This is a genomic window from Paraburkholderia caledonica NBRC 102488, from assembly GCF_000685095.1.
GTDB lineage: Bacteria > Pseudomonadota > Gammaproteobacteria > Burkholderiales > Burkholderiaceae > Paraburkholderia > Paraburkholderia caledonica.
Map to the genome: position 1 here is coordinate 1 of NZ_BAYE01000006.1, position 22677 is coordinate 22677.

Genomic DNA, 22677 nt, shown 5'->3' on the forward strand with positions numbered 1-22677 from the left:
AAAGATGTTCCCCAACCTGGACTGGTTCAGCGCCGTGTCGTATCACATGATGGGCGTGCCCACGGCGATGTTCACGCCGCTATTCGTCATTGCACGCACGGCTGGCTGGAGCGCGCACATCATCGAGCAGCGGATCGACAACAAGATCATTCGTCCGAGTGCGAATTACACCGGACCCGACGATCTGCCGTTTGTGCCGCTCGCGAAGCGCGGCTAACGCCGTCAGAGCCCTCGCGCAAGCACATGGACCTTGGCTCGCTGATACCCCGAGCCAGGGCCGCTCTTTGCCGTAGCGAGCTACACTAGACCGATTGCTTCACGCAGGCAGGAACGCGCCGTTAAAAACGCCCGCTCAATGCGATGGCCGCCGCCCTTGTTCCCGCATCATTACTGTTGGTCCCCCACGCCATGAATACTGCCTACCGCAAACGCCTTCCCGGCACCCAGCTTGATTTCTTCGATGCGCGCGCCGCCGTCGACGCAATCCAGGCCGGCGCATACGACAAGCTGCCGTACACGTCGCGCGTGCTTGCCGAAAATCTCGTGCGGCGCTGCGATCCGGTGACGCTCGTCGCGTCGTTGAAACAGATCGTGGAACGCAAGCGCGAGCTGGATTTCCCGTGGTTTCCGGCGCGCGTGGTATGTCACGACATTCTCGGCCAGACCGCGCTGGTCGATCTCGCCGGTTTGCGCGACGCGATCGCCGCGCAAGGCGGCGACCCCGCGCTGGTCAATCCGGTGGTGCCGACGCAACTCGTCGTGGATCACTCGCTTGCCGTGGAGTGCGGCGGCTTCGACCCGGACGCGTTCGCGAAGAACCGGGCGATAGAAGACCGCCGCAATGAAGACCGCTTCGATTTCATCAACTGGACGAAGCGGGCGTTCCGGAACGTCGACGTGATTCCGCCGGGCAACGGCATCCTGCATCAGATCAACCTCGAACGCATGAGTCCGGTCGTGCAGGTGAACGACGGCGTCGCGTTTCCCGATACGCTGGTGGGCACGGACTCGCACACGCCGATGGTCGACGCGCTCGGCGTGATCGCGATAGGCGTCGGCGGGCTGGAAGCGGAAAGTGTGATGCTGGGCCGCGCGTCGTATATGCGTCTGCCGGATATCGTCGGCGTGGAGTTGACGGGTAAGCCTGCTGAAGGCATTACGGCAACCGACGTCGTGCTCTCGCTGACCGAATTTCTGCGCAAGGAAAAAGTTGTCGGCGCATACCTTGAATTCTTCGGCGAGGGTACGGCGAAGCTCACGCTCGGCGACCGCGCGACGATTGCGAACATGGCGCCCGAATTCGGCGCGACGGCCGCCATGTTCTATATCGACGAGCAGACCATCAAGTACCTGAAGCTCACCGGCCGCGACGACGAACTCGTGAAGCTCGTCGAAACGTACGCAAAAGAAGCCGGCTTGTGGGCCGACAGCCTCACGCATGCCGAGTACGAGCGCGTGCTGAAGTTCGATCTGTCAACGGTCGTGCGCACGCTCGCCGGGCCGTCGAATCCGCACCGGCGCTTGCCGGTTTCCGAACTGGCTGCGCGCGGCATCAGCGGCAAGGTCGAGAACGAGCCGGGCTTGATGCCGGACGGCGCGGTGATCATCGCGGCGATCACGAGCTGCACGAACACCAACAATCCGCGCAACATGATCGCCGCCGGCCTGCTCGCGCGTAACGCGAACCGGCGCGGGCTCACGCGCAAGCCGTGGGCGAAGACATCGCTCGCGCCCGGCTCGAAAGCCGTCACGTTGTATCTGGAAGAAGCCGGCTTGCTGCCCGAACTCGAAAGGCTTGGCTTCGGCGTCGTCGCGTATGCGTGCACATCGTGCAACGGCATGTCCGGCGCGCTCGACCCGGCGATCCAGGAGGAGATCGTGGAGCGCGACCTGTATGCAACTGCTGTGCTGTCGGGCAACCGCAATTTCGACGGCCGCATTCATCCGTTCGCGAAGCAGGCGTTTCTTGCATCGCCGCCGCTGGTGGTGGCTTATGCGATTGCGGGCACGATTCGCTTCGACATCGAGAAGGATGTGCTCGGTGTCGATGCCGATGGCAATAACGTGACACTGAAGGACATCTGGCCGTCGGACGAAGAAGTCGACGCAATCGTGGCTTCGAGCGTCAAGCCCGAGCAATTCCGCAAAGTCTACGAGCCGATGTTCGCGGTCTCGGTGGACACACAGGAGAAAGCGAACCCGCTTTACGACTGGCGTCCGATGAGCACGTACATTCGCCGTCCGCCGTATTGGGAAGGCGCGCTTGCGGGCGAGCGCACGCTGCAGGGCATGCGTGCGCTCGCCGTGCTCGGCGACAACATTACGACCGACCACCTGTCGCCATCGAATGCAATCTTGCCGGACAGCGCAGCAGGTGAATACCTGACGAAAATGGGGTTGCCCGAAGAAGACTTCAATTCGTATGCGACGCATCGCGGCGATCACCTGACGGCGCAGCGCGCCACGTTCGCGAACCCGACGCTCAGGAACGAGATGGTGATCGAAGACGGCAAGGTGAAGGCCGGTTCGTTTGCGCGCATCGAGCCGGAGGGCAAGATCACGCGTATGTGGGAAGCGATCGAAACGTATATGGAGCGCAAGCAGCCGCTGATCGTGATCGCCGGAGCGGACTATGGCCAGGGGTCGTCGCGTGACTGGGCGGCGAAGGGCGTGCGTCTTGCCGGCGCGGAAGCGATTGTCGCCGAAGGATTCGAACGGATTCACCGCACGAATCTTGTCGGCATGGGCGTGTTGCCGCTCGAATTCAAGCCGGGCGTGAACCGCATCACGCTGGCAATCGACGGCACCGAAACCTTCGACGTAATCGGCGAGCGCAAGCCGCGCACGGATCTGACGCTGGTGATTCATCGCCGAAGCGGTGAGCGCGTCGAGGTGCCGGTGACCTGCCGGCTCGACACGGCCGAAGAGCTTTCCATCTACGAGGCCGGTGGCGTGCTGCAGCGTTTTGCGCAGGACTTTCTGGAGTCGTCGAAGGCGGCGGCTTAATCAATATCGTTCAGGACACTGTTTCATGGCGCATAAACCGCAGATCAGAATTCCGGCCACTTACATGCGTGGCGGCACGAGCAAAGGCGTCTTCTTCCGCTTGCAGGACTTGCCCGATGCGGCGCAAATGCCCGGCGCCGCGCGCGACGCGCTGCTGCTGCGCGTAATCGGTAGCCCAGACCCTTACGGCAAGCAGATCGACGGCATGGGCGGCGCCACGTCGAGCACGAGCAAGACGGTGATCATCGCTAAAAGCAGCAAGCCCGATCACGATGTGGACTACCTGTTCGGACAGGTGTCGATAGACAAGCCGTTTGTCGACTGGAGCGGCAATTGCGGCAATCTCTCTGCTGCAGTGGGCCCGTTCGCGATCAGCGCGGGGTTGGTCGAGGCTAACCGGATTCCGCGCGACGGCGTGTCGACCGTGCGGATCTGGCAGGCGAACATCGGCAAGACGATCATCGCGCACGTGCCGATGACCGACGGCGCAGTGCAGGAAACGGGCGACTTCGAACTGGACGGCGTGACTTTTCCGGCGGCGGAAGTGCAGCTCGAATTCATGGACCCCGCCGCGGAAGAAGACGGCGCCGGCGGCTCGATGTTCCCGACCGGCAATCTCGTCGACGATCTCGAGGTGCCGGGTGTCGGCACGCTCAAGGCGACCATGATCAACGCCGGCATCCCGACGATTTTCGTGAACGCCGAGGCGATCGGGTACAACGGCACGGAGTTGCAGGACGCCATCAATAGCGACGAAAAGGCGCTCGCAATGTTCGAGACGATTCGCGCACACGGCGCATTGCGCATGGGGTTGATCAAGCATCTGGACGAAATCGCGACGCGCCAGCACACGCCGAAGATTGCGTTCGTGGCGAAGCCGGCCGACTACGTGTCGTCGAGCGGCAAGCGGATCGGCTCGGGCGACGTGGATCTGCTGGTTCGCGCGATGTCGATGGGCAAGCTGCATCACGCGATGATGGGCACGGCCGCGGTGGCGATCGGTACTGCGGCGGCGATTCCGGGAACGTTGGTGAATCTGGCGGCTGGCGGCGGCGAGCGTGAAGCTGTGAGGTTCGGGCATCCGTCGGGGACGCTGCGGGTGGGGGCGGAGGCGGCAGTTGTCGGTGGCGAGTGGGTGGTCAGGAAGGCGGTGATGAGTCGCAGTGCGAGGGTTTTGATGGAGGGTTGGGTCAGGGTGCAAGGGTAGGGAGAGGCGCTCCGGTGCTGGCCGGATGCGTCGCGTCGAATACGGACTCTGACTGGGACTCGGACTCGGACTTTTAGCGCACCCGGTTGAACGTGCGTGGCTTTGCACTGGTTATAATCCCCGGGCCATCAAGAAACACTCAACGGTCAGTTCTGGACGCTGTGATCGTAACCACGCATCCGCACACATGAGGCATGCGTCTGCCTCTGCTGGGCTGTGTTGCCCATCTCAACCGAATGCCCGCCGACCTACTGAAGTCTTAGCGAGATCGCACAATGAGTAAGAATAAACGCCGATCGCAAGCCGATTCTCGGCCGCCCGTCGACGCTCTCCAGTACGAAAAGCTTGCGCTCTCGGCTTTCCATCTCTGTGACCGGCAGATGAGCAAGCTCGACTCGTTGATCACGCTCGCGTCCACGATATGTAGGAATCCTGCCGTCACGATTGACGAGCGCCGCCGGCAGCAGACCATGCTGGAATTGCTCATCAGCACCGGCGAGCAATATCAGCAGGAGCTTGCGTGTGACCGCGAACTCTTCCAGGTGATCGCACTCGATGCAAAAGGAGTGGCTAAGAAGCGCATCACGGCGAGCCGGGCGGCGCGCCTGCTTCAGGAAGCAAAGGAGCTCGCGTCGCGGGTGCCGGGCATGAGCACAGGTCCGCAAGAAACCGCTTGCGTCGATGAAGCGTCAAGCGACGAGGTGGAAGCCGGACCCGGCCCCGACCCCGACGTCACACGCCATTGAATACACACAGCGTTGCCGGCGACCGAAGGCCGCCGTTCTCCGTGCTGGTGTCCGTCTAACCACACGTTGCCTTCGCAGCCTTACTTCGCCCCGTGTTTGGCCTGCCAGCGTTGCATGAAGGCGATTTCGTCATGCTGCGCCTTGATGATGTTTCTCGCCAGGCGCTTCAACTCCGGGTCTTTGCCGTACTTGAGTTCGACCTGCGCCATGTCTATCGCGCCCTGGTGGTGCGGGATCATGTGCGCGACGAAGTCCTTATCGGCGTCCCCCGTGTAGGTCGGCGCGCTCATGTCTTTCATCATCTTTTCGTCGGCGGCTTTGAATGCCGGCGTCGAGTCGCCGGAAGCCGCACCGGCTGACGAAGACATGTCCATGCCGGGCATGGAGGCCGTGTGTTGCGCGTGAACAGGCGCGGTGGCGACGGCGCATGCCACGCCGCCGAACACGCACAATGCACGAAAAGCGCGAAGTTTCTTCATAGTTGATTCCCATTAAAAAGTTGTTCGAGCGACGCGTGGCTATCAGTCTCTCACCGACGGATGAAATCCCGCCGCCGCGATTGCTTCCGTGAGTTGCGTTGGTGTCAGCGTCGACGCGACCTTGACCATCTTCTTGGACACGTCGATGTCGACCGCGGCAGCCGGGTCAAGACCGGCAATCGCGCGAGCAATCGCGTTTGCGCATCCACCGCAAGACATATCCGGAACGGCTAATTCCAATTTCATTTCCAATCTCCTGAGACAAGCCTCAAGACGATCTTGGACCTTCCCACGGCGGTAAGGTCAAGCCTGCGAGCATGCGTCTTTACTTTTACCGCTGACGCCAATCTGTGCCCTTCATTGGGAACGGTCCTACACAGGCGCTCGCCTGAGCCGTCGATAATCGGCGTGACCTCAAGCGCAGGCCAGCGTTCGCAGCCTGCACCAGTCGAGGCCTCACGATTCATCCACGCAGACTCACTCGCGCGCTCATGCAAAACCAGTCCCCTGTTTCACCCCAAGCCATTTCGCTCTGGTTCAACGAAGCGGAAGAAGCACGCCTCGCAGGTCGCTTCGACACGGCGCAGGCGCTTCTCGATCGAATCATTGTGCATGATTCGACGCACGCGGCCGCGCTTTACTCGCGCGGACTGGTGGCGCTCGCACTGGACCAGCTGCCCTTGGCGCAACGCTGGATCGAGCGGGCGGTAGAAGTCGAGCCGCAGCCGCCGTTCTTCGATATGTTGTGCCTCGTCCAGATCAGGCTGCGCGCGTTCGCGAGCATTGTGCAAACTGCCAGCGCGGGGCTCACGTATCAGCCGGATTCGATTTCGCTTCACTATTACCTCGGCGTCGCGCTGCAGTTGCAAGGGCGTGCGGAAGAGGCGGCAGCAGTCTATCGCAGGTTGATCGAACTGAAGCCGGACTATGTGCAAGCGCACGCTAACTTGGGCGTCGTCGTGAAAGACCTGGGCTCGTTGAGCAAGGCCGAGCAGCACCTCAGGCACGCCATGACGTTAGACCCGTCCAATCGCGGCGCCCGTGCAAGTCTCAGTCAGGTGCTGCTGGCAGCGGGCCGATACGAAGAAGCGTGGCCGTACTTTGAAGACCGTTGGGCCAATTTCGTCGATGCCGACGGGCAGCCCGTATCGCAGCGGCCGGAACTCCCATGGCCGCAATGGAAGGGCGAGGATGCCGGCGTGGCGGGCGGCGCGCGCCTGCTCGTTCTGCCGGAGCAAGGTCACGGCGACAGCTTGCAATTCGTGCGTTATCTGCCGCTCGCACTCGAACGTTTTGCCCAGGTGGGCTACATCTGCCCGCCGTCGCTGCGGCGGCTATATGAAGAGTCGTTGTGTGCGCGCTGGCCGGGCCTCGTCATGCTCGACGACGTCATGCCTGATGCCAAAGAGTGGGACTGGCAATGTTCGTTGATGTCGTTGCCCCTCGCATTCGGCACGCGCCTCGACAACATTCCGGCCGAGGCGTATCTGCGCGCAGAGCCGCAGCGTTCCGCAGAGTGGCGTGCAAGACTCGGGGCGTTGTCGCGGCCGGACCTGCCGCGCGTCGGTGTCGTATGGGCCGGCGGCCACTCCGGGCTCACCGAAGATCGCGCGCGCAGCCTGACATCGGCGCAGTTCGCGCCATTGCTTTCCTTGTCGCGGATTCGCTGGATCAGCTTGCAGAAAGCCGACGACCTCGCAAAGCGTGCGAACCCCTCGACAAAAGCGTATCTCACCGACTGGATGGACGACGTGTCGGACTTTGCGGACACTGCCGCGATCATCGACAACCTGGACCTCGTCATTTCGGTCGATACGTCGGTCGCTCATCTGGCAGCGGCAATGGGCAAGCCGGTCTGGCTGCTGAATCGTTTTGCCGGTTGCTGGCGGTGGCTGCGCAATCGCGACGACAGCCCGTGGTATCCGACGGTGCGCATTTTCACGCAACCGCAACGGGGCAATTGGGACGAAGTCATCGAGCGCGTCGCGGCGCAATTGAAGCAGCGTTATGAACCGGGCATAACTTACCGTTCCTTTGTGCGCTAGCTAACTCAAAGCCGCGCCGGATTTACTGAATGGTGAGTTCGGGGTGCTAAGCTCGGGCGCTGTCGTGTTGTGGTTTCTCTCGCCGGTAAGGCGGGTGCCGTTTGCCAAAATAATCGATCAAGAGGGGCCGGGCATGTTGAGAAAAGTCGTCGACAGGGCAAAACAGATCCGTCGGAGCGAGCGATTCAAGCATTCCGTCGCCATGCCTCGACGCATATCGCTGCATGCGATGCAGCGCCTCAACCGGGGCGTCTTTGCAATCGAGATCAAGGAGAACTCCGGCTTTTTCTCCGTCATGCAAATGGTGTTGTTCATCCTCATGTTTTGTGAGGAAAAATGCCTGACGCCGCGCATCAGCGCTCGCGGCGGCCTGTATGGCGATGCCGATGGAAAGGTCGACTGGTTCTCCGCGTTCTTCGAACCGGTACGCGCTCCGGCTGCCTTGCCTCTCGCGCGCAAGCTCAGGACTTCGACGGTTCGTGACCTCGTGCAGTTGGGCTTCCGGCAACGTTACGAGCACGTGCTGGAACTCGGCAGCGCGAGTGAACTGTTCTTTGCATACTATCGGCCGGCGCAGCATATCCTTCGGCAGGTGGATGCAGTCTGCGAGCAGCTCGGCATCGGCGCCTTCACACTGGGCGCGCACTTCAGAGGCACTGACAAAACGCTCGAAGCGGTTCCCGTTTCGTGGAAAGACTTTTGCCGCCACGTCGAAACGACGCTGGCGGAAAATCCGTGTTTGAACCACGTTTTCATTTCAAGCGACGAACAGGCCTTTGTCGACTACTTCGTCGCGTGGCCGTTCAGCAAGCCGGTGAGCGTCGCGCCCGCGAGATTGCTCGCGAACGGTGCGACGCCGGTTCATTTCAGCGGCTTTCCGGGGCTGGAAGTCGGTCGCGAAGCGCTGGTCTCCAGTCTGCTTTTGTCGCGCTGCGGCTATCTGGTCAAAACGCCGTCTTATCTGTCCGCGTGGTCGCGAATCTTCAACCCGGCGCTGCCCGTCAAGCTCGTCGCTCCGCCGCGGCCAGATGCGTTCTGGTTTCCCGACAGCCGGTTGTGGCTCGAGCAGGAGGCGCACGACAAAGCGGCTTGAATGTTGCGTCGCTGAAGCCGCGCGACTGCCCGACCTCGCGACATGCTCGAGCGGCTTGCGATATGCTTTTGTGACAAGCCGCGCGCCGAGCGCCCAAGCACATCACAAAGGACTCGCAACATGAAAGCCGTCAAGATCGGAACGCCTGCCGGCGTCGACAATCTCCAGTTGGTCGATATCGACGATCCGGGACAGCCAGGCCCGGGCCAGGTCCGCGTGCGTATCCACGCCAGCTCGTTGAACTTTCACGACTACGGCGTCGTAAGCGGCGTGCTGCCCGCCGACGCCGGACGTATTCCAATGGCGGACGGTGCGGGTGTCGTCGAGGCCGTCGGCGAAGGCGTCGGCGAATTCAAGGCGGGCGACCATGTGGTGTCGTGCTTCTTCCCGTTCTGGGAGAACGGTACTCCCACGATTGGCGACTTCAAAACCACACCCGGCGACGGCGTTGACGGCTATGCCCGCGAAGTCGTCGTGCTGCCGAGCCACTACTTTACGCATACGCCGAAAGGCTACAGCCACGCCGAAGCCGCGACGCTCACCACGGCCGGACTAACGGCATGGCGCGCGCTGATCGTCGACGGTCAGTTGAAACCGGGCGCGACGGTGCTCGTGCTCGGTACTGGCGGCGTGTCGATCTTCGGCTTGCAGCTTGCCAAGGCCATGGGCGCCTCGGTGATCGCGACGTCCTCGTCGGATGCGAAGCTCGAAAAGCTTCGCGCGCTCGGCGCCGATCACACGATCAACTACCGCGAGAATCCCGAGTGGGGCAAAACGGTGCGCTCATTGACCGGGGGCCGAGGCGTCGATCATGTGATCGAAGTGGGCGGTCCGGGCACGTTGCCGCAGTCGATCACCGCCTGCCGGATAGGCGGCCACATTGCGCTAATCGGCGTGCTGACGGGACGCGCGGGCCCGGTGCCCACCGCGGCGCTGATGGCACGGCAACAGCGGCTGCAGGGGCTGATTGTCGGCAGCCGGCAGGATCAGCGCGACATGACCCGCGCGCTCGAAGTGACCGGCATCAAGCCTGTAATCGACAGCACGTTCGAACTCGCGAAGCTCGGCGACGCGTTCAGGCACGAAGCGGCGGGCGCACACTTTGGAAAGATTTGCGTATCGATCTGAGCACGACGCGGTTGCGCGTCCATGCAGCGCGGTGACGCTCAACCGCGCTGCGCGAGATCTGCGAATGTGACGCCTTTGGCCCCGCATGCTTCGGTGAACGCTTCGTCGTAGCTGGAGAAGAACACGGTGCGGGTTTGCGCGAGCGTCGTGAACAGATCCACCAGCACCGCACGCGCGGCGGCGTCGAGTCCGCCAACGGGCTCGTCCGCGATCAGCACTTTCGTTTCGCCAATCACGGCGGCTGTCAGAAAAAACTTCTTGCGCGTGCCGAACGACATCTGTTCAAAGCGCTTTTCCATATGCGGCGTGAGTCCGAAGCGGTCGGCGAGCGCCAGCGTCGCGTCGCTGACCACCGCGTCTCTCGCCGAAGCCACGCGCTGCAGGTATTCGCGACCGGTCGGATCAGGCGACGGCATGCAATCCTCCGGCACGTACGTCAGCAGCGATTGCGCGGCCTCACGCGCCGTGCGCAGTGAATGATCGCCGATCCAGATTTGCCCTTCATCAGCCTCGATCACGCCGGCAAGCATGCCGAGCAAAGTCGATTTGCCGCTGCCGGACTCGTCGTTGAGCGCCACGCAGCCTGCGGCAGAGTCGTGCCACAGTCGCTGAAAGATGACGCGGCCGCCATAGCGCTTGCTGAGGTTTTCGAAACGAAGCATGAGTGGACGTGAAATGTGAGTCGCCGCGCAACGCCTATTGTGAGGAGCGCGCGCGGGATTTTAGACGGATGGCAAAGCCTATCAAAAACCGGACGATTGTTCCGATTTTCCGCGGGTTGGCGGCGGTATCGCCAAGCCGCTAGCCCGTAATCGCCAAACTGCATCGCCTTCACAAAAATAGGGCGGGGTGAAATGATAGGTCTACAGAATACGCGGCCTTTTTTGCGCTGCTAAACTGTGCGCCGGAGCAGTTTTCTTCCGCACTCATGCGCCACTCGCGCCCTCAATTTCCGTCAGCCTCAACCTGCGGGATAAGCGGTAGAAACAGGCCTTTTCTGCGATTTGGAAGAAGCAGCCGCACGGCATACTGGCTTATACGCGGCGGGTGAAAAAGGGACGCATGGTTGGGTGTCCTTTCTTCCAGGCAGGCATGGCGTCGCAATTGCCGATTCCTCTCCCAACCGCTCATCCTCTGTAATTCGATATGTATCGGGGCTCGCTTGAGCTCGTTTTTGGAAGTGACTCATGAAGCCGGGAAAGAATTCGCTTGGGAAAACACGCACGCGCAAATTCGTCATTGCGGCGGCAGCGGCGCTCATCGCATTGACGCTCGCATTCAGTTTGTGGCATTACCAGCAGCGCTCCGCGCAGGTTGCGCCCGCGCTGACCGGCGTCGCCAACCAGATGCGCCACGACACGTCGGCCTGGACGCGCGAGGAGAAAGACGCGTCGCAAATGCTGCGCGACATTCATGATGCGAAGGTTGCCGCAATCGGTGTGAGTCCCAGTGCGATTCTCGTGTCGAAGCGCGACGGCTCCAAATATTTCGTGACCGACCACAACGCGACCTTCTCGCACGCGCTGTTACTCGGTGAGCCGAAGAACGGCGACGCGGCTTCATACCAACTCGTGTGGCTGCCCGACGCGGACATCCGCACAGGCGGCTCGAACTGGGTGCAGGCTTTCGACCAGACGCGCGACGTAATCAGCCTGCTGCTGCCGTTGCTGCTGATCGGCGGCATGGTGTGGTTCATGCGCCGTGAGATGCGCGGCGGCGCGACGCTGCTCGGCAAGGCGCCCACGCTGCGCTTCGACGACGTAATTGGCGCCGGCGAAGCGAAGGCGGCGCTCGCGGACATTCGCGGCTATCTGTCGAATCCGAAGCAATTCACGTCGATGGGCGTACGAGCGCCGTGCGGCATCCTGATGGTGGGCGGCCCCGGCGTGGGCAAAACGCGGCTCGCGCAGGCGCTGGCAGGGGAATGCGGCGCGAGCTTCATCTCGATCACCGGCAGCTATTTCAGCGCGAAGTATTACGGCGTTGGCATTCAGAAGGTCAAGCATCTGTTCGAAATGGCGCGCAAGAATGCGCCCACGGTGATCTTCATCGACGAAGCCGACGGCCTCGCGAAGCGCACCGACACGGGCGGCGGTCCCGTCGAAGCGGAGAGCAACCGCATCATCAATCAGTTGCTGGCGGAAATGGACGGCTTTGCTTCGAACGAAGGTGTGATTATCGTTGCGGCCACCAATCATCCGGACAATCTGGACGAGGCGTTGCGCCGGCCCGGCCGTTTCGATCGCACCGTGCAGGTTCGCCTGCCCGATCGCGAGGACCGCGCGAAGATTTTCCGTTTCTATGCCGAGAGGCTGAAGTCGAAGGCGGCGGACATCGACTACGATCAACTCGCGCGCCTTACCACAGGCTTGTCGCCGGCGACCGTCGCGATGGTCGTCAATCAGGCGGGGCTCGTCGCGCGCAAAGCAGGCGACACGGAAATCGCGGCGAAGCATTTCATCGAGGCGATCAAGATCGCGCGTATCGGCGACGTGAGCGGCGCGGAACGCGCATTGACCGAGGACGAACGCACGCGTATTGCCGTGCATGAAGCCGGGCATGGACTGGTTGCGGCGCTGCTCGGCACCGGCGTACTCGAGGAGGTCACGATTTTGCCGCGTGGCGGCGCACTGGGCGTCGCGCTTATCACCAAGGCGCAGGACAAGCATCTTTATCGTGAGACCGAGATTCGCAATGAAGTGAAGGTCCTGCTCGGCGGCCGTAACGCGGAGATCCTGGCGTTTTCTGAAGCATCGAGCGGTGCCGCCTCCGATCTGCAGGAAGCGTCGCGTATCAGCCTCGACATGGTGTCGAAGTTCGGCTTCAACAGCGACGGCAATCTGTTTAGCCTCGCCGCATTGCCCTCGCAATACGCGGGTTTGCAGATGAAGGGCGCGATCGAGCAGGCAAACGTGCTGCTCAAGGAGTTGAACGAGCAGTGCTATAGCCTGCTGCACGCCTATGAACCCGTGCTGCGCGCTATTGCAGACGAACTTCTCGAGCAGGAAACGGTGCCGGGCGAAACGGTGTATCGCCTGATCAAGGAGCATAAGAGCACGCTGAAGATCGTGCACGAGCCCGAGGCGGCTTGAGCGGCCTGACACCACCGCGCTACGCGAAGTCCGACGGTCCCGGAGGTGGAACGCCGGGAGGCGTTTCTGTCTCGCCCAACGGATCGCGCTTGGCTTCGTCGTCTTCAGGCAGCGGGTCTGCGCCTTTTTCCGGCAGAGGCTGGTCGAGCCCCGGTTCGACCGGTGTCGGGATTGCATCGCCAATGGGCTTCGAGACCTCGGTGGGCGGACCGCCCGGCTCCGCCGATTTGTCCTGGTCGGGCTCGTTCCGGCTATTGGGCTGAGTGGCCACGGCGCATCTCCAGTTGGTAACGGTCATGTCTTCTATCAGCAACCGCTGTGCCATGAGTGCGACGTCATGCGACCTCATGCTGCGTCTGAAGCGGTTCCCTCGTCCGTCAACGCATGCCGGCTATGCTGCTTCTCCGGTGAAGTGGACGTAGGCGTTGCCGCGTGCTTCGACGTAGCATCTACCTTGTCCCAGGCGCCACGCCGCGTCTTCAAACGAAGAATGGGTTCTTCGATGATTCGCCACGACAGCACCGCCAAGCCAAGCGAAATCGCAAACGACGCCCCAATCCCGGCCACATGCGCCCACAGCGGCACCGCACCGCCGAACAGCGCTTGCGCATGATGATTGCGCGTGAGGTCCGGAACGAGGTTGTGATACAGATAGAAGCCATAGCTGATGCGTCCGAGGCCCGCAAGCCAGCGCGCTTCCAGCAGAGCCAGCACGACCGTATTCCGGCAGCACGCAATCGAACACACCAGCGCCGCTATACACAGCCCATACGCGCCGCTGACGACGGTAAAGAGCAAGGGATTCTCGATGTCGCTCCACGCCGGCTCGGTTGCACAAAAGCCCACGAGACAAAGGCTTAAAACAAACAGCGTGGCGCCGTGTCCGAGCCAGGCGCGCACACCGCGTGCACCGTCTACACCGCCGCCGTTCTCCGAAATCATCAAGCCGCCCAATCCGCCGAGCGCCAACAACCAGAAGTTGCTCAACGGATGCGTGTAGATCGTGATCTCCTGCCAATGCGCGGCGCGCATCGCCAGAAGCGAAACCAGTCCCGTCACGACGATCAGTGTGCATATCGCCAGATGCCGCCGCGCTGCGAGCAGCAACAGGAGCGGTGCGAACACGAGATAGAACTGCTCCTCAATGGCAAGACTCCACAAATGCGAGTAGCGCCCCGGCCAGTAGTGCAGCACTGAGCCGATCCAGAAGTTCGACAGGTAGGCAAAGTGATACGGCATGCCGCTCGCGAGCTCCGGACTCGCCATGCCGACGAGCATCAACGCGCTCATCACCGTGAGCATCAGGTAGTAGATCGGAAAGATTCGCAGCATCCGGCGAAACAGGAAGCGCTTGAGTTCTGCCGCGAAAACGCTGTTGCTTTGCTCGATTCGCTGCCGCTGGGCCGACAGAATGCGGATGATCAGAAAGCCGCTCAGCGCAAAGAAGATCCAGACGCCCAGATGGCCTATCTCGCCGATGTCGCCGAATAACCGGTGTTGCAGAAAGACCATCAAGACTGCAATGGCGCGCAGTCCGTCGAAGCCGGCAATTCTGTTGTTCATGTGAGTGTCTTCCAATGCGAGGGCGGTGCGCGGCGCGCGACCGTTCAGGTCGGTAATGGAAGGACCGGTGCCGCGCAAATGAAAGCTCGATCACGCAAACGAGCAGCGGCAAAAAGAAGGCGTCGCACTGACGCTCAACGCGCCCGCCGAACGCAGGTCCGGCGGGCAAGCGTGTCCGGTCCACATGAGTGGCCGCCGTGCGGAGATACTTGTCGCGCGGGTTGCGCGAACTCCGACGGTCATGCATGAATTCATCCTACGATGAAAAAAAGCGAAAAAAATCGCATCGTACGACGCGCCGATTTTTTTCCGCGACGCGAGTCGGCCGTCTTTGCTCGTTCCACATGAAAGCCGCAAAAGTTGCTGCAAATCATATGCGCGGCGAATCACTCTTACCGCATGCCTACAAGCGGATTTCAGATTGCCAGCGGGGCGCCCGAATGACAGGCTGCTTGTCAGCACATACAACGTGACCGCACGGCGTCGGCAAGAAGGCGATATCGTGACGCGTTGCTGGATAACTTTCCTGCGAGAACACGAATGGAAATTCGCCGCGGACGCTCCCTCGAAGTGGACTTCTTTCGCGGCGTCGTGCTGATCGTCATCGTGCTGGACCACATGCCCAGCAGCACGCTTTCTCATCTGATGCTGCATGCGTACGCACTGTGCGATTCGGCTGAGGTGTTCGTGTTCCTCGGCGGCTATGCGTCGGCGGCGGCATACACAGCGGTGGTTGCGGCCCGCGGAGAGCGGGCCGCCAAGCTGCGCTTCGTGCGACGCTGCTGGGAAATCTACCGGGCTTATCTGTTGACGGCAGTACTCACCCTGCTGTCGGGCGCGGCGCTCGCATTTCTGCGACTGAACCACCCGATGGTGGAGCTTACCGGCTGGCCGCCGTTCGCCATGCAACCACTGCATCAGACGTTCGAAATCGCGGTGTTGCGACGGCAGCCCTACCTGTCGAGCGTGTTGCCGATGTACCTGTTCTTTGCGCTCTGCGTGCCGCTTGTGGTGCCTCTGGCGCTGCGCTCGCGCATCACGGCGCTCCTGTTCAGCACAGTTGTGTGGTGGCTCGCGCGGCCGCTGGCCGGGCTATTGAGCATTGACGACATGGCCGAGTGGGCTTTTAATCCGTTTGCATGGCAACTGATGTTCGTGCTCGGCATTGTGTGCCGGCTCGCGCCCATCAGCGAGCAGTTTCATGCTGGCGAGGCGGCGCGCTGGTTCACGCGTGCCGCCATTGCCGCGGTACTCGCGTTTGCCGTCGTCAAACTGTTCGTGCTGACGCAGCCGTTGGCCGGCACCCTTAAACAGAATCTTTCCGTGGATCGCGTGATCAACTTCATTGTCATTGCCTGGCTTGCCGCGCGGCTCGTGCGCATGGGCGCCATCGCGCGGCTCGCGCAGCGTTTGCCCGCCGTGGTTACTGTGGGCCGGACCGGGCTCGTATGTTTTGTCGGTGGCACGCTGGTGTCGTTGATCGTGGACACAGCAACGCCGCATACGTTTCACGGCTTTCGCGGCGTGTTGGTCGGACTGGCCGGAGACTTCGTCGCCATTGGTGCGCTGCTCATGCTTGCGCGCGGTTGGCACGGCTGGAAGGGACAGCAGTTGCGTGCGGCTGCGAGCGGCGCGCGTTGCGGATGAGGGCGCGGTCGCGCCGCATGCGTTTCATGCGAACTTCAGGTGTCCGCGCATGGGCGCTCGCGGCCACCGTTGCCGGTACTCTGCTGGGGACCGGCGCTCATACGGCGTTCGCCGCGCAGAAAGATGCACCGCTCTCCATGCGTTGCGCCGAATTCGCGGGCGCCGTGTTGCCGCCGGAAGTGATCGCGTTGCCCACGGCCGGCGCGCAGATCGAGAGCGCATCGATGGTCGGCGCAACCGCGCCGGGCAATCAGCAAGGCGGCGAGTATTGCCGCATCACGGGTCGGATCAAGGCGCTCAAAGCGACTACACCCGACATCCGCTTTGACCTGAATCTGCCGCGGCGCTGGAACGGCCGCGCGCTGCAAATCGGCGGAGGCGGCTATAACGGCGTCGTGGTCAGCGGCACGGGCGTGATGCCGTTCTCGCCGGACCGCGCGCCGCTCGCGCAAGGCTATGCGACCTTCGGCGACGATTCCGGACATGTCGGCGATTCCTCGCTCGCGGTGTTCGGTCTCGTCGACGAAGCCGTGACGAACTTCGGCTACGCGCATCTGAAGAAGACGCACGACGCCGCGCTTGCACTGATTGCGCGCGCTTATGGCCGGCCGCCGCAGCGTATGTACTTTGGCGGCGGCTCAACGGGTGGCCGCGAAGGCTACACGGTGATACAGCGCTTTCCCGACGACTACGACGGCGTGATCGCCAACTCGCCCGCGCTCAACTTTTCGGGCGTTCGCCTGATCGGCGTCAAGCTCGGCCAGGCGGAATATGCAACGCCGGGTGGCTATGTTCCGCCGTTGCTGCTGGAGCAGGTCTATCAACGCACACTCGGCGTTTGCGACCGGCTGGACGGCGCCGCGGACGGTATTGTGAGCGACGTCCCCGCATGCCGCGAGCATGAATCGGAAATCATTGAGTCGTTGCGTTGCGCGGGACGCTCGCCTTCGAACGAGCAATGCCTGAGCGAGTCGCAACTCGCCACGTTGATGGTGATGCGCGACGGCTTGTCGCTGCCGTACAAACTCGCTTGGGATGTCGCCGGCTATCGCGGCTACAACGTGTTTCAGGGTACGCACCTGACAGGCTCGCTCGGGTTGGGACATCAAGCGGAGCGCCTGGCCGTGCCCAGATTTTTTGCTAATGGCTATCTGTTCGCGCAGGGCGACGGCTACGTACGCTACTTCGTTGCGCGCGACGCGGAGTTCGACTCGCTCAGATTCGACCCGCAACGTCCGGGCAAATATCGCGCACAGTTGACCGCGCTTTCCGAAACCATCGGCGCGATGAATACGGACGTTGCGCGCTACATTGCGCGCGGCGGCAAGCTCATTACGCTGCAAGGTCTCGCCGACGAAGTCATTAGCCCGAATCAGACGATTGCCTACCATCAGGCATTGGTCGATCGCTACGGCGTGGACCAGGTCAATCGTTTCATGCGCCTTTACATGGTGCCCGGTTTTCAGCACGGTAGCGGCGCATTCATTCCTTCGGTGGACCTGCTCGGTGCGCTCGACAACTGGGTGACGCGTGGCGCGTCGCCGGAAACGTTGATCGCCACCGACATCGCTGCGGCGACCAATGGACGCTCGCGCCCACTGTGCCGCTATCCGCTGTTTCCACGCTATACGGGTAAGGGCAATGTGAATCTTGCAAGCAGCTTCGTGTGCACGGAACCCTGACCATGTGCTGCGATTCTACTTCGATGCAACGCGCGACTTCTTTACATTGGAGCCGTTGCAAAATCCACTAACTGGCTGCAAGCGTCGCAGCGCGGCTCGAAAAACAAAAGGACGGCGATGCCGCGCAGCGGCACCGCCGTCCTTCTCAACGCCACTTGTGCAGCGTAAAAAGCTGCGTGAACACTGACCTTCGTTACTGGCCGTTCTTCATCGTGCCGTTGGTGCTGCCCGTACCGTTGCTCGTGCCGTTACTGGAGCGATTGGTGGTCGCGCTATTCGGCGACGCGCCGGTACCCGTGCCCATGCCGCCACCGGTGCCGGTCACGCCCGGCGAGCCATAGCCCGAGTCGCCCGGGTGCTTCATCGCGCCGGGGCCCACGCCCGGGGTTGCGGTTCCACCTGCGCCGCCCGCTGTGCCGCCGCCGGCGCCCACGCCGTTACCGCCCGAACCGCCTGCCCCCGCGCCAGCGCCAGCGCCAGCGCCACCGCCCGCACCGCCGCCCGCCTGTGCAAAGGTTCCGCCTGAGAGTGCCACTACAAGCGCCGATGCGAAAATCGTCTTGGTAAAGCGTTTCATGGTTCATCTCCATTAGAGTCGATCGATGTCACGCGAGCGCGTCGCACTCACATGCGAAGACTGCAGCAAGCACTGTGCCTTAGGTGCCGGCGCTAAACGCGCCGGCGCAGCAGCATGGCGAGGATTCGAGCATGACGCGTTCCTGAGGCGGCGCGGCACCTGCCGTCTGCACGTCCTGGACCGGCGCTCGCATTGCAGTTGCGTTCAGCTGATATCGCTACGGAAACCGAACTTTCTTGCAGCGCAGCGAAGGCCTCGGCGGCGAGAATCGCGGCATGCACCGCCGCGGAGGCTTTCACTGCGGCGCGATCCTTTCGCTGCACGCTTTCGCAGATTCCATTACATTGCGGGTGCGGTCGCGCTTGCGCGTCATTTCCTCCACTTTCACAGCGGTGTCTGCCATCGTCGAATCCATGCAGCCAATCGTCTCAGTCAAGAATCTGTCGAAGACCTATGCCAGCGGTTTTCAGGCGCTAAAAAACATCAATCTGGCGATCAACCGGGGAGAAATCTTTGCCCTTCTGGGGCCGAACGGGGCGGGCAAGACCACGCTCATCAGCATCGTCTGCGGCATTGTCAACGCGAGCGAAGGCAGCGTGACGGTCGACGGCCGCGATATCGCCGCCGACTATCGCGGCGCGCGCTCGTTAATCGGGCTCGTGCCACAGGAACTCACCACCGATTCGTTCGAAACCGTATGGGCGACCGTGTCGTTCAGCCGTGGCTTGTTCGGCAAGCCGAAGAACCCTGCGTATGTGGAGAAGGTGCTGCGCGACCTGTCGCTGTGGGAAAAGCGCGATAGCAAGATCATCACGCTATCCGGCGGCATGAAGCGGCGCGTGCTGATCGCGAAGGCGCTGTCGCACGAACCGCGCGTGTTGTTTCTCGACGAACCCACGGCGGGCGTCGACGTCGAATTGCGCCGTGATATGTGGAAGCTCGTGCGCTCGCTCGCGGCAAGCGGCGTGACGATCATCCTCACTACGCATTACATCGACGAAGCGGAGGAAATGGCGGACCGCATCGGCGTGATCAACGGCGGCGAAATCATGCTCGTCGAAGAGAAAACGGAGTTGATGCGCAAGCTCGGCAAAAAGCAGTTGACGCTGCAGCTGGAAACCCCGCTCTCCGCGTTGCCGGCGGCGCTTGCAGGCTATGGCCTCGATGTCGCGAAGGGCGGCAACGAGTTGATCTACACGTATGAAGGCGACGGCGGCCGCACCGACATCATTGCGCTGCTCAAGGCGCTCGACGACGCCAGCATCCGTTTCAAGGACCTGCACACCACGCAGAGTTCGCTTGAAGACATCTTCGTGAGTCTGCTTCGAGGTAACCAATGAATCTCTACGCCATTCGCGCGATCTACAAGTTCGAGATGGCGCGCACCTGGCGCACGCTGATGCAAAGCATCATCGCGCCGGTGATCTCCACATCGCTGTACTTTGTCGTGTTCGGCGCGGCCATCGGCTCGCGTATCAAGGAGGTGGACGGCATTAGCTACGGCGCGTTCATCGTGCCGGGACTGATCATGTTGTCGTTGCTGTCGCAGAGTATTTCGAACGCGTCGTTCGGCATTTACTTTCCGCGTTTCACCGGCACGATCTACGAGTTGTTGTCGGCGCCAGTGTCGTATCTGGAAATCGTCGTGAGTTACGTGGGCGCGGCGGCGACCAAGTCGATCCTGCTCGGGCTCATCATTCTCGCGACGGCGGGCCTGTTCGTGCCGCTGCAAGTGCAGCATCCTTTCTGGATGATCCTGTTCCTCGTGCTGACGGCGGTTACCTTCAGCCTGCTTGGATTCATTATCGGCATATGGGCGGATAGCTTCGAGAAGCTGCAACTGGTTCCGCTCCTGATCATTACGCCGCTCACGTTTCTCGGCGGGAGCTTCTATGCGGTGAACATGCTGCCGCCGTTCTGGAAAGTCGTGACGCTATTTAATCCGATCGTCTATCTGGTGAGCGGATTCCGCTGGAGCTTCTACGGACTCGCGGATGTCAACGTCGAGGTGAGTCTCGCTATGACGGCTCTCTTCCTGGCCGTGTTTCTTGCGATCGTTGCGTGGATCTTCAAGACGGGTTACCGGCTCAAGAGCTGATTAATTCTGCTGATAAGAGAACGGCATGACGGCGCTCGCCGTCATGCCGTTCGCATGGGTTACTGCAATACCGCCCTGGTCTACGACACGTACGCTTTCGCGACATTGATCAACTGCACGCGGTTGCGAACATTGAACAATTGCCGCAGACGCCGCAGGTGATAGTCGACGTTATGCGGCGACAGCCCGAGGAAATACGCAATTTCCTTGTCGCGCTGCCCCTGAAATACCGCCTTCAGCACCGCGTGCTGCAACTCGCTCAGCGTGACGCGCTGCTGCTCGGGCGTCATGCCGATTACGCTTTTCGCGTGCGTCCAGATGAATTCATGAATCGTGTGGGCGAACATCAGCGTTTCGGCGACGATCGATTCGGTCATCCAGCGTGGATTGCCGATCTCCGAATTGAAGCACAGGCTCGCGCTCAACTCCGGCTCGGGCAGCGGCATCTGCGTGAGAATGCCGCTCTTTCGGCCGGTCGCCTCCAGCATGTCGATCAGGCCGCCGAGCCGCTCGCTGCGCATTTGCGCGCGCGGCAGGTCGGCGCGCATGTCGACCGTGTTCCAGAGGAACGGCATGCCGGTCGGCGAGGCCAGCGCCACGCGCGGATCGAGCTCGAAATAGCGCTCGCGGAAATAGCGCGTCAGCCAGCTTTGCGACTCGTAGCTCGTCAGCACGAACATTGTCTTGCGATGCGCGAACGTGCGCGTGGCCGTATAGCTGAACGAGTTGAACCCCAATTGCCTGATGCGTTGCCGCACAAATTCGATGCGGTCCTGCGCACTGCCAAAACGTACCAGCGGACTGATGACAGGCGCGCGCCGTGCGGCGGGCGCGGGCGTGCCGATCTCCTCCTCGGTGAAGAGGGTCAGGAAACCAGCGGGCGCCGCACCTGCTGCCGCGCGGCTCGATACCATCGATGCGTCAGCCGCGTGGGCTGACTTGGCGGGCTGCCGCGTGCCGGCCGGGTAGGCCGGTTGTGCGGTGACCGCCGGGTTGTATGCTGCGGATGCATGGCCGGATTCGCCCTGCGGCGAACCGGTCAGCCAATGCGGCAGCGTATCGCATTCGTGTTCCATGAAACGGTAGCTCCGGCGTTCGAAACGCGTGAAAGACGACACCCTAATGATTAGCTATTTCCGAAAATTGCGGTAGCCGGTTCCTTGCTATCATTTTCGCGATCTTGCGCTGACAGCCGACCGGTAACGCGGGTGTGACAGAGTTCTCTCATTTGCATACGGCACCTCCTTGGGAATGGACGTGATGACACGAATTCCAAAGCTGACAACGACGCTTGCCTACGACCGCTACATGGCGGGCCAAAAACTGGTGTCGAGCGTGGATCGCCCGTGGCGGCACCTGGTGTTGCGCTCCTATCTCGAACCGGACGAGCAGGAACTGCTGGAAGCACCCGGTCTGCAAGACCTCACGCTGATGACGCTCGCGAGCGGCGCCGAGCATCTCGAGCGCAATCTGAACGGGCGCTGGGAAAGCGCCGACCTTCGAGTGGGCGACGTCTGGTACGTGCCGCCCGCGCCGGTCTCCTGGCGGTGGCGTTCGATCAGCGATAAGCCGCTGTCGACCGTCCATTTACATATTGAGCGCAGCCTGATCGACAGCGTGGCCGATCAGATGGAGCTCGACGGATCGCGCCGCGAGCTATCGCTCAGCGACGCAATGCGGTTCCGCGACCCGCTGGTCGCCGCCATGCTGAACGCATTGCACCGCGCCGCCAGCGATCCGGCCGACTCACGGCTTTATGTCGATGCGCTGCTTCACGCGCTCGCCGCGCATCTTCTTCAACATTATTCGGGCGGCCGGCAAGCGGAGACGGCGCGCCTCGCGCAGCCCGAACGGCTGGTACCGCGCCGCATCCGCCGCGTGACCGACTACATACGCGCGAATCTTGGCGCGGATCTGGCCATTGGCGATCTCGCCGCGCAGGCTGGTTTAAGCAGCTTCCACTTTGCTCGCGTGTTTCGCCGTGAAACTGGCGAAACACCGCACCAGTACGTGACGCGCTTGCGGCTCGAACAAGCGGCGAAGCTGCTGCGTTCGACCGATCAGACGGTGCTGCAGATTGCGATTGCTGTTGGTTACGAGAATGCCAGTCACTTCTCCGTACAGTTCAAGCGCGATTACGGCGTCACACCGCTTGGCTACCGGCTGCGCGGCTGAACAGGCGGATGGCGCGCCAGCAACGGCGGGCAAGTGGACAGTGTAGCCACAGGCGGGGTTCCGGCAACGGCCGGTGAGAAACGGGGACCGCTGCACTCGCAGGTGCAAGCGGCGCCCTCCGAAGCCTGGCGGCGCTGCG

General features: G+C 62.0%; 20 protein-coding genes. 13 read left to right on the forward strand and 7 right to left on the reverse strand.

All coding sequences use genetic code 11. The features are described 5' to 3' along the window. The 4 genes from BCA01S_RS34865 to BCA01S_RS13860 form a co-directional block, all read left to right on the forward strand. Positions 1-217, forward strand: a 217-nt coding sequence (locus tag BCA01S_RS34865; RefSeq protein ID WP_042318629.1) for a citrate/2-methylcitrate synthase, incomplete at its 5' end; no start/stop codon positions are given. A 191-nt stretch (positions 218-408) separates the two neighbouring features. Further along, positions 409-3006: a Fe/S-dependent 2-methylisocitrate dehydratase AcnD gene (gene acnD / locus BCA01S_RS13850; RefSeq protein WP_027777400.1), complete on the forward strand. Its 2598-nt coding sequence runs from the start codon at positions 409-411 to the stop codon at positions 3004-3006. A 25-nt stretch (positions 3007-3031) separates the two neighbouring features. Beyond that, positions 3032-4213, forward strand: a complete 1182-nt coding sequence (gene prpF / locus BCA01S_RS13855) for a 2-methylaconitate cis-trans isomerase PrpF (protein ID WP_027777401.1) — start codon at positions 3032-3034, stop codon at positions 4211-4213. 275 nt (positions 4214-4488) lie between these two features. Then, a complete protein-coding gene (locus BCA01S_RS13860; protein WP_027777402.1) occupies positions 4489-4959 on the forward strand; it encodes a hypothetical protein in 471 nt (156 codons plus the stop codon). A gap of 80 nt (positions 4960-5039) precedes the next feature. On the opposite strand, the gene copM is transcribed toward BCA01S_RS13860, so the two are convergent. Both copM and BCA01S_RS13870 read right to left on the reverse strand, forming a co-directional pair. After that, positions 5040-5438, reverse strand: a complete 399-nt coding sequence (copM, locus tag BCA01S_RS13865; RefSeq protein WP_027777403.1) for a CopM family metallochaperone — start codon at positions 5436-5438, stop codon at positions 5040-5042. A 42-nt stretch (positions 5439-5480) separates the two neighbouring features. Then, positions 5481-5678: a heavy-metal-associated domain-containing protein gene (locus BCA01S_RS13870; protein ID WP_027777404.1), complete on the reverse strand. Its 198-nt coding sequence runs from the start codon at positions 5676-5678 to the stop codon at positions 5481-5483. 251 nt (positions 5679-5929) lie between these two features. Here BCA01S_RS13870 and BCA01S_RS13875 point away from each other — a divergent pair, with 251 nt between their 5' ends. The 3 genes from BCA01S_RS13875 to BCA01S_RS13885 all read left to right on the forward strand — a co-directional run bounded on the left by BCA01S_RS13875 (position 5930) and on the right by BCA01S_RS13885 (position 9704). After that, positions 5930-7483, forward strand: a complete 1554-nt coding sequence (locus BCA01S_RS13875; RefSeq protein ID WP_027777405.1) for a tetratricopeptide repeat protein — start codon at positions 5930-5932, stop codon at positions 7481-7483. Between the two features lie 133 nt (positions 7484-7616). Then, on the forward strand, positions 7617-8576 hold the full coding sequence (locus tag BCA01S_RS13880) for an O-fucosyltransferase family protein (RefSeq protein ID WP_027777406.1): 960 nt from the start codon (positions 7617-7619) through the stop codon (positions 8574-8576). Positions 8577-8696: 120 nt separating this feature from the next. Then, positions 8697-9704: a zinc-dependent alcohol dehydrogenase family protein gene (locus BCA01S_RS13885; protein ID WP_027777407.1), complete on the forward strand. Its 1008-nt coding sequence runs from the start codon at positions 8697-8699 to the stop codon at positions 9702-9704. Positions 9705-9742: 38 nt separating this feature from the next. Here the strand turns inward: BCA01S_RS13885 and BCA01S_RS13890 are convergent, their stop codons facing one another. Next, positions 9743-10366 carry an ABC transporter ATP-binding protein gene (locus tag BCA01S_RS13890; protein ID WP_027777408.1) on the reverse strand — a complete coding sequence of 208 codons (624 nt, stop codon included), beginning with the start codon at positions 10364-10366 and terminating at the stop codon, positions 9743-9745. A 525-nt stretch (positions 10367-10891) separates the two neighbouring features. On the opposite strand from BCA01S_RS13890, the gene BCA01S_RS13895 reads away from it, so the two are divergent. Continuing rightward, complete coding sequence (locus BCA01S_RS13895; RefSeq protein WP_027777409.1) at positions 10892-12796, forward strand: AAA family ATPase; 1905 nt, start codon at positions 10892-10894, stop codon at positions 12794-12796. Between the two features lie 19 nt (positions 12797-12815). Here the strand turns inward: BCA01S_RS13895 and BCA01S_RS13900 are convergent, their stop codons facing one another. Together BCA01S_RS13900 and BCA01S_RS13905 are read right to left on the reverse strand one after the other, a co-directional pair. Beyond that, positions 12816-13067, reverse strand: coding sequence for a hypothetical protein (locus BCA01S_RS13900; RefSeq protein ID WP_027777410.1), 252 nt, complete (start codon positions 13065-13067; stop codon positions 12816-12818). A 74-nt stretch (positions 13068-13141) separates the two neighbouring features. Next, on the reverse strand, positions 13142-14359 hold the full coding sequence (locus tag BCA01S_RS13905) for an acyltransferase family protein (RefSeq protein WP_027777411.1): 1218 nt from the start codon (positions 14357-14359) through the stop codon (positions 13142-13144). Positions 14360-14899: 540 nt separating this feature from the next. On the opposite strand from BCA01S_RS13905, the gene BCA01S_RS13910 reads away from it, so the two are divergent. Continuing rightward, positions 14900-16006, forward strand: coding sequence for an OpgC domain-containing protein (locus tag BCA01S_RS13910; RefSeq protein WP_027777412.1), 1107 nt, complete (start codon positions 14900-14902; stop codon positions 16004-16006). A 26-nt stretch (positions 16007-16032) separates the two neighbouring features. Next, a complete protein-coding gene (locus tag BCA01S_RS13915) occupies positions 16033-17688 on the forward strand; it encodes a tannase/feruloyl esterase family alpha/beta hydrolase (RefSeq protein WP_244145988.1) in 1656 nt (551 codons plus the stop codon). A gap of 193 nt (positions 17689-17881) precedes the next feature. Here the strand turns inward: BCA01S_RS13915 and BCA01S_RS13920 are convergent, their stop codons facing one another. Further along, a complete protein-coding gene (locus BCA01S_RS13920) occupies positions 17882-18265 on the reverse strand; it encodes a hypothetical protein (protein ID WP_027777414.1) in 384 nt (127 codons plus the stop codon). A 413-nt stretch (positions 18266-18678) separates the two neighbouring features. Between BCA01S_RS13920 and BCA01S_RS13930 the strand changes: the two genes are divergently transcribed. Together BCA01S_RS13930 and BCA01S_RS13935 are read left to right on the forward strand one after the other, a co-directional pair. Next, complete coding sequence (locus BCA01S_RS13930; protein WP_027777415.1) at positions 18679-19605, forward strand: ABC transporter ATP-binding protein; 927 nt, start codon at positions 18679-18681, stop codon at positions 19603-19605. Next, entirely contained in the window at positions 19602-20363 is a 762-nt protein-coding gene (locus tag BCA01S_RS13935) for an ABC transporter permease (RefSeq protein WP_020068034.1), read from the forward strand. The genes BCA01S_RS13930 and BCA01S_RS13935 overlap by 4 nt, the downstream gene beginning before the upstream one ends. A gap of 80 nt (positions 20364-20443) precedes the next feature. On the opposite strand, the gene BCA01S_RS13940 is transcribed toward BCA01S_RS13935, so the two are convergent. Further along, positions 20444-21439, reverse strand: a complete 996-nt coding sequence (locus tag BCA01S_RS13940) for a helix-turn-helix transcriptional regulator (RefSeq protein ID WP_027777416.1) — start codon at positions 21437-21439, stop codon at positions 20444-20446. 175 nt (positions 21440-21614) lie between these two features. Here BCA01S_RS13940 and BCA01S_RS13945 point away from each other — a divergent pair, with 175 nt between their 5' ends. Continuing rightward, positions 21615-22538, forward strand: coding sequence for a helix-turn-helix domain-containing protein (locus tag BCA01S_RS13945; protein ID WP_174447050.1), 924 nt, complete (start codon positions 21615-21617; stop codon positions 22536-22538). Positions 22539-22677 lie beyond the last annotated feature (139 nt).

What these genes read in the sequence shown, in the direction of transcription:
- BCA01S_RS13885 (WP_027777407.1), top strand. Translation starts at nt 8,697, where the DNA reads ATGAAAGCCGTCAAGATCGGAACGCCTGCCGGCGTCGACAATCTCCAG.
- BCA01S_RS13930 (WP_027777415.1), top strand. Translation starts at nt 18,679, where the DNA reads ATGCAGCCAATCGTCTCAGTCAAGAATCTGTCGAAGACCTATGCCAGC.
- acnD (WP_027777400.1), top strand. Translation starts at nt 409, where the DNA reads ATGAATACTGCCTACCGCAAACGCCTTCCCGGCACCCAGCTTGATTTC.
- prpF (WP_027777401.1), top strand. Translation starts at nt 3,032, where the DNA reads ATGGCGCATAAACCGCAGATCAGAATTCCGGCCACTTACATGCGTGGC.
- BCA01S_RS13895 (WP_027777409.1), top strand. Translation starts at nt 10,892, where the DNA reads ATGAAGCCGGGAAAGAATTCGCTTGGGAAAACACGCACGCGCAAATTC.
- copM (WP_027777403.1), bottom strand. Translation starts at nt 5,438, where the DNA reads ATGAAGAAACTTCGCGCTTTTCGTGCATTGTGCGTGTTCGGCGGCGTG.
- BCA01S_RS13920 (WP_027777414.1), bottom strand. Translation starts at nt 18,265, where the DNA reads ATGAAACGCTTTACCAAGACGATTTTCGCATCGGCGCTTGTAGTGGCA.
- BCA01S_RS13915 (WP_244145988.1), top strand. Translation starts at nt 16,033, where the DNA reads ATGCGAACTTCAGGTGTCCGCGCATGGGCGCTCGCGGCCACCGTTGCC.
- BCA01S_RS13875 (WP_027777405.1), top strand. Translation starts at nt 5,930, where the DNA reads ATGCAAAACCAGTCCCCTGTTTCACCCCAAGCCATTTCGCTCTGGTTC.
- BCA01S_RS13935 (WP_020068034.1), top strand. Translation starts at nt 19,602, where the DNA reads ATGAATCTCTACGCCATTCGCGCGATCTACAAGTTCGAGATGGCGCGC.
- BCA01S_RS13880 (WP_027777406.1), top strand. Translation starts at nt 7,617, where the DNA reads ATGTTGAGAAAAGTCGTCGACAGGGCAAAACAGATCCGTCGGAGCGAG.
- BCA01S_RS13905 (WP_027777411.1), bottom strand. Translation starts at nt 14,359, where the DNA reads ATGAACAACAGAATTGCCGGCTTCGACGGACTGCGCGCCATTGCAGTC.
- BCA01S_RS13860 (WP_027777402.1), top strand. Translation starts at nt 4,489, where the DNA reads ATGAGTAAGAATAAACGCCGATCGCAAGCCGATTCTCGGCCGCCCGTC.
- BCA01S_RS13940 (WP_027777416.1), bottom strand. Translation starts at nt 21,439, where the DNA reads ATGGAACACGAATGCGATACGCTGCCGCATTGGCTGACCGGTTCGCCG.
- BCA01S_RS13945 (WP_174447050.1), top strand. Translation starts at nt 21,615, where the DNA reads ATGGACGTGATGACACGAATTCCAAAGCTGACAACGACGCTTGCCTAC.
- BCA01S_RS13910 (WP_027777412.1), top strand. Translation starts at nt 14,900, where the DNA reads ATGGAAATTCGCCGCGGACGCTCCCTCGAAGTGGACTTCTTTCGCGGC.
- BCA01S_RS13890 (WP_027777408.1), bottom strand. Translation starts at nt 10,366, where the DNA reads ATGCTTCGTTTCGAAAACCTCAGCAAGCGCTATGGCGGCCGCGTCATC.